This window comes from Phyllobacterium calauticae, from assembly GCF_019991125.1.
Classification (GTDB): Bacteria; Pseudomonadota; Alphaproteobacteria; order Rhizobiales; family Rhizobiaceae; genus Phyllobacterium; species Phyllobacterium calauticae.
On the sequence record NZ_JAGENB010000021.1, the window covers coordinates 1 to 5,887 of the forward strand.

Annotated in this window: 3 protein-coding genes; 1 reads left to right on the plus strand and 2 read right to left on the minus strand. The window is 54.6% G+C overall.

Annotated elements, in window-relative coordinates:
* Positions 1-346 precede the first annotated feature (346 nt).
* On the plus strand, positions 347-1,483 hold the full coding sequence (locus J1W56_RS25700) for an RHE_PE00001 family protein (RefSeq protein ID WP_223616125.1): 1,137 nt from the start codon (positions 347-349) through the stop codon (positions 1,481-1,483).
* A 235-nt stretch (positions 1,484-1,718) separates the two neighbouring features.
* Here J1W56_RS25700 and J1W56_RS25705 read toward each other — a convergent pair whose 3' ends face one another.
* Positions 1,719-3,644 carry a hypothetical protein gene (locus tag J1W56_RS25705; RefSeq protein WP_223616126.1) on the minus strand — a complete coding sequence of 642 codons (1,926 nt, stop codon included), beginning with the start codon at positions 3,642-3,644 and terminating at the stop codon, positions 1,719-1,721.
* A complete protein-coding gene (locus tag J1W56_RS25710; protein ID WP_223616127.1) occupies positions 3,641-5,773 on the minus strand; it encodes a sensor histidine kinase in 2,133 nt (710 codons plus the stop codon). Before J1W56_RS25710 ends, J1W56_RS25705 begins: the two co-directional genes overlap by 4 nt.
* Positions 5,774-5,887: the final 114 nt, after the last annotated feature.

Consider the following 5,887-nt stretch of genomic DNA (forward strand, 5'->3'; position numbering starts at 1 on the left):
TTTAGAGCGTCAAGGTTGCACGGGCGTGATCGCATCCGGCAAACCGCGCCGTTTCGCTGGCGAAACCACCGGGAAAAACCCCAGCAAATCCAATATGTACAAACTCGAAAGACGCAAGAAAACGAACGTTTGAAAATGCTGATAATACCCAAATGCACAGGCTCTAGTCACTGTGAGAGGGCGAAATGACTGTAAAATGGGCTGTGTGAGCGACGAGGGTGCAGAGAGCTTGCCTAATCTGGCAATCGATACCGGTTAGTTATCGATGGTTAGAGCACCAACCGGCAGAACCAGGCGGTGACGGACACAAACTATACACTGGTGTCCGGTTAGCAAATCATTTACCATGATTTCAATGGCTTACGATATCGCAAAATTGCCCCTCCAGACGCTATTGCGGCCGCTTTCCGACGCGGGTTCGGCGTTGTCCCGTCTCGACGAGCGCATCGCCCGCTCGCCCGTCGGAGAGGGTTGGATCGAACGCTCCCATTTTGCCGATGCCTGCGCCTCTCTGTGGATCGGCGGTGAGCTGGTCCACGTCGAGGACCTCGTTCTTCACGACGCCACGCGCGATATTCGCACGCCGACCCACGAACTGACAATCGCCCGCGATGTTTTGAAAACCCGCCGCCGCATCGCCGGACAAGCACCCGGCTGGGCGCTGTCGCCCGACGGTCTTCGCAACCTGCGAGGCCAGGCTGCGACGGAAGCATCTGGCGGCATCGCGGGCGCGAGCGAGCCGGCGCCGGGTGCCGATGAGTTATTCGGAGAAGGGGAGGCGGATGAGGTCGAAAATGGAGTAGAACCACTCGACGCCGAATTTGCCGCCATTGATGCGCTGCTGGCTCGATCCGATGCAGCAATCGAGAAGGCAAAGCGGCCTGGCCGCGCCGGTGCCACCGAAAAGGATCCGCTGCTTTACGATCTCGACTGGGACGAAGACGAGCGGCTGGAAGAGTGGCGCGGCGTGCTGCGGCAGACGGAAGACCTGCCACCGGTGCTGCAGGCGGTAGTCGCCCTTGACGCCTGGAACGAGCTGTCCGTGCTGCAGCATGCGCCCTGGCTTGGTCGGCTTCTGGCAGCGTCGATCCTGCGTGATGCTGGGCTGACGACGGCAGCGCATCTGGCCGCCTTCAATGTCGGCTTCAAAACTATCCCCGTCGATCGGCGCAGGCATCGCGACCGGGAGGCCCGGCTGCTCGCCATCGCGCACGGCTTCATGGCGGCCGCAGAGCTCGGCCTGAAGGAGCACGACCGGCTGGCTCTCGCGCGAAAAATGATGGAGCGCCGACTGGTCGGGAAACGCACGTCGTCAAAACTGCCAAAGCTGATCGACCTGGTGCTCTCGCGGCCTCTTGTGTCGGCCGGCATTATCGCGAAGGAACTCGCCGTCACGCCGCGGGCGGCGCTTCGTATCGTAGAAGAGCTGGAGTTGCGGGAGATGACGGGTAGGGGGCGGTTTCGAGCGTGGGGCGTTCTCTGATTGCTGAACCTGGTAAGTCGAGATCTGTCTTTAAAGACGAGGCCAATGTAGGCTCTGAAACAGGGAAGGTTCCGACTTGATATCCAAGGTAGAAGGCCCAAACGGGCCTTCAATCTTCGATAGCGGCGATCAAGCAAATAGGTTTGAAAGGACCGGTACCGGGTATCCTCCACTATGGATCGATTAATTACGAAGCCCAAGGATCGGCAACCGACATCGGCCAACGCGCTCGCGTTCAATCTGCTTTTGGCATCGACACAGTGATCCAACACCATGGACCATCGGTAGGGCTTTTGAAACTCGGCTTTCCGGTCACTGCGATCCCGAGATCGACCAATTCCTCGAGATGAACCCCGTCGACATGCATTTTATGGAGCTTAGCTTGATTCGCGGGGAAGTCAGTCAGCTGCTTGAGGTTTGATTTACCGGCAGGTGGCAATGTTTCGGGATCCAAACCTTTCAGTAGCTGTGTGAATTCGTACACAAACTGCCTCCGAAATAGGACCTTTGACTTGTCGTTGCCGCCGCGGCTCGGGATGATATAGACGGGTCCCTTGAGGACATCGGATTCTATCTCAAGCTGTTTTTTCTTTCCGCTGGTTTCCTTGATGGATATCGTGACTGCGGCCGTCAGGCCAATCGCTGGCGCTACGGAAAGGCCTACGCGGCCTAGATCTGCGAGCACACGGCGTTGCAACTCCTGCGCATAGAGCGGGCGAAGAGTTCCAATATACCTCCGCTCTTCATCGGAGGTTCCCGGCGCTGGCCAGGTGTCGAAGGGCTGAGTGGAAAGTTCCTTCGTATTCCATATTATATTGTATGGCTTTTCGTCCAAAATTACGAAGTCCGCAATAGATGCATCAGGAGCATCGAATGGCTTGACCGTCCCATGCACCAAAAGGACGCTCGGAGATGGTCTGCGACCGTCTCTTTCGATTAAGTCGCAATCTGGTGTCATAACGGCTGCAATACGCTTTGGCTTGCCGGTCTCTAAGCAATAGACATCCCCCAGACGGAAGTATGCTTGTCTTCCTACCCGAGGTTCCTCCAGGCGGACACGATGATACAGCTCCGCAACTTTCTCCGTTGGACCATCAAAAGCCCCTTCGATTCTTTTGGCAGCAGAAATGCGATTGAGCGGCGGTTCGCCGCCCGCTATTTCCCGTTCGATATTCGTGGAAACTGCATCGAGGAGACATTCGCCAAAAAACCATTCAAGGTATTCTTCGAGGCCGACGTTCTCCTCAGCCAGCCTGAAGCGGACAAGGTATGCGAAGTCCTTAAGACTCAGACCATCGATGTCGGTTCTTACCTTATCAATAGCCTTGCCGGCGCCGGTTAGCCAAGCTTCAAGTGAATTAGTAAGGGCGCGCCCAAACTCAAATGACTGAATGATATCTAAAAGCGTATTGCCAGCTTCGGCTGCAATCGTGATGGTACCGTTATCGTCTTTTGTCACCTGTGTTTTTTCGATGAAGCCGAATCGACTCGCAAAAACTTTCCCAGTGCCTATTTCCTCGCGGAACTTTTCGGCCTCCGATTTAACCTTATGGGAAGACATGAGAACCACAGAAGGAGATTGCTTGGTCTCCTTTCCGCCGAGCAATTCCTTGAGACGCGTAAGCGAGCGCTTTTTTGCTTCGATTGATTTTGCGCTGAATGTGTTCTCAGTCGCCGACAGGTCTTTATCGAGATAGAAGTCCACGAAAATCAGTTCGGCATCTGAATTGGTTTGGACCGCTTCAGTCTCTTCAGCGCCGATCCGGACGATTTGCAGCTTCGGACTACAGTTCTTCAATAGGGCCAAAAGGGGCAGAATGTTGGTAAGGTTCGCGCCTTTGACGGTGTTGAAAATACCGTTCGGGTCAAAGCGTTTGTCCAGCGCTTCCATGTATTGAGCATAGAGGCTGCGCACCACGCTTTGCAAATCCAAATCGTCGTATTCTCCCGTCACTAGTGCTTCCTGAGCCCTCGATGACAGTTCGGCATCGATGCCGGCATCGCTAATTGTTTCCGCGTTTGCCGGCGCTTCAAGGAATTCGAGCAGCGACGCGCTGTGGGTTTCCCCAATGACCGGGCTATCGAAAGCATCATCGATTACAGCAATCTTCTTGACGCCGCTTTCCTTCATTGCCTGGAAAAACTGTGTGTCTGCGATCATTTCCCATCCCCGAAATCGAGCACGAATAGGCTCAATCGATCTGGCCGCTTTCGGCCCGCCAACTTGTCAAGATAAAGTTGCCAACCATGATAGTGGGCCAGCTCTCTCGAAATATAGAGGCCTAGTCCGCGTCCCTGACCCGGGGGCTTGGACGTAATGTAAGCCTCGAAAATTGCTTCGCGACGTCGGGGATCGATCCCCGGACCGTTGTCCTCAACGGTTAGCGCGCGGTCGACCTGATCGATGTCAATTGTGATTTCGGGCTGGAACCCTGGTTCGTAGCGGGACTGCTCTTTGAGCCAGTAAACCGCGTTGGCAATAAGATTCTCCAGGATCTGGATCACCATGCCTCGAACAGCGCGCAGGACTAGCGGTTTCGAAGGGCGTTCGAATCGGAACAAGATGCCGTGTCGATTGGCTTGGCCCTTGTGGTTGTCGAGGACTAGTTCGACGATGTCTGAGACGTCAAAGGTAGACTTTGTCTGCCGTTTTTCACCGGATATCTCATCGAAAGCCGCGATCCGCTTTTGAAGAGTGATCAATTGGTCTTCGAGTGATCTCAACGTCGCCGGCGTCAATGCCTGAGGTGCTGAGAGACTTTTCAGGGTATGATTTACAGATCGATCAAGTTCATGGAAGATGAACTCCGTCATTAGGCCTATACCCGCCAAGTGCACAAATTTTTCGCGCTCCTCAACAATACCCTCAACTATTTTTCCGGTCTTACCAACCAAACTTTCGCACTGGTCGCTTAGGGTATGAACTAGCTTCGAGAGGCGATCGAATTGATCAGCGCCAACGGTACCAACACGCTTTCGCAACTGATCGAGCGCGACGACGACCTCCTTCTCGGTGACTCGGAATTCATAGGCAATCTTTTCCGCGCTACGGCTATTAATCTGCTCGGCTTTGTCGGCAGCATTGATGAGCCCTCGCATTTCGCCGTGAACAAGCCACATGAGTAGAGTCTTCAGAGCATCGGCTGACTCCGAACGCACGAGGCCCTCACGGTTCGTCTGCTCGCTCAGCGCGGCATGACCCGCGTGGACCGTTACACGGCCGATGACCTGCTGACGATTCAGCTTGAAACCGGAACTCCCGAAGGCATTGTGGTCGAGTTCTAGCCAATCGTCACCGGGATCGCCGTAGGGTAGGATCCGGAAACCGTGTCGGAAGAGCATCGGGCCGCCAGACCATTTCGCGACTTCATCACGCGTTGACTGAATGCTTTCGGTCAATCCTGCGATCGGCTGCACGACGCGCCTATTGAACCAATAGATCTCAACCTCAAACGGTCCAAGTGCCCTCAGTGCTGCCGGCCTGAGGGGCTCGATAGCGAACGCAGCATGGCCTTTTTTACCGCGCCGTTTCCATACATTCTGTGCGATCGAATAAACTTCTGCGCCGCGCTGTGCGACGACCCGCTGCTTTTGCCTAAGCGTGTAATCAACTAATCCATCGAAAACAGGCTCGTCTTTTTCGAACCGAAAAGAAGCTTTGCAGACGGCATGTGCTGCGGTCAGCAATGTATCGGGGATCGATGGGACAATTAAGCGCTGGCCGTTGTACACCACCCGAAGCAACCGATTGCCGCGACCGGGTTCGAAAGGATCTAGCATCCTGGCGATACGGCTGGAAAAAATTTCCTCGAAACGTACGCTATTCCACTCACCACTTAAGTTGGAAATACGGATCGTCGTGCCATGCTTTGATCGATCAGGCTTCGGTGAACCCAAGGAAGGAGTCACTGCGATCTGGTGGACCTCAAGCTGGCTCTCATGACTAAAGAGGCGCCAATCGACCTCGAGTATGTTCCAGTTCGTTTCGTTTTCGCGAGATGTTGTAATTGAGAGGATCTCGCCAAGACGCATCGCGGAAAGACGGCCAACGCCCTTGTCCCCTAGATACTGCTGCCCAGACAGATTTGCCGCGCGACGGGATCTAGTGCCGATCGTCAGGAAGACCTCGTCAAGTTCCTGAAGACTCATTCCATGGCCAGTATCGGCAATCTCAAACCAGTTGTAGAAATTGTACGCCTCATCAAGCGCGTCCGTAAACTTTCGTTTGTTGCCAATTGCAGGACGGATCGCATCCAGAAAGCTGCTCTGGATCTCAGTGTTGATTTGCATTGAGAGCTGACCCGGGATTGCGGGAAAATATCACTGAGAATTGACCCATGTTTCAATCATCCCCTGTGGTTTCAGCGGGGGCACTGGAGTGATCGACATGGCGTTACTGAGCGT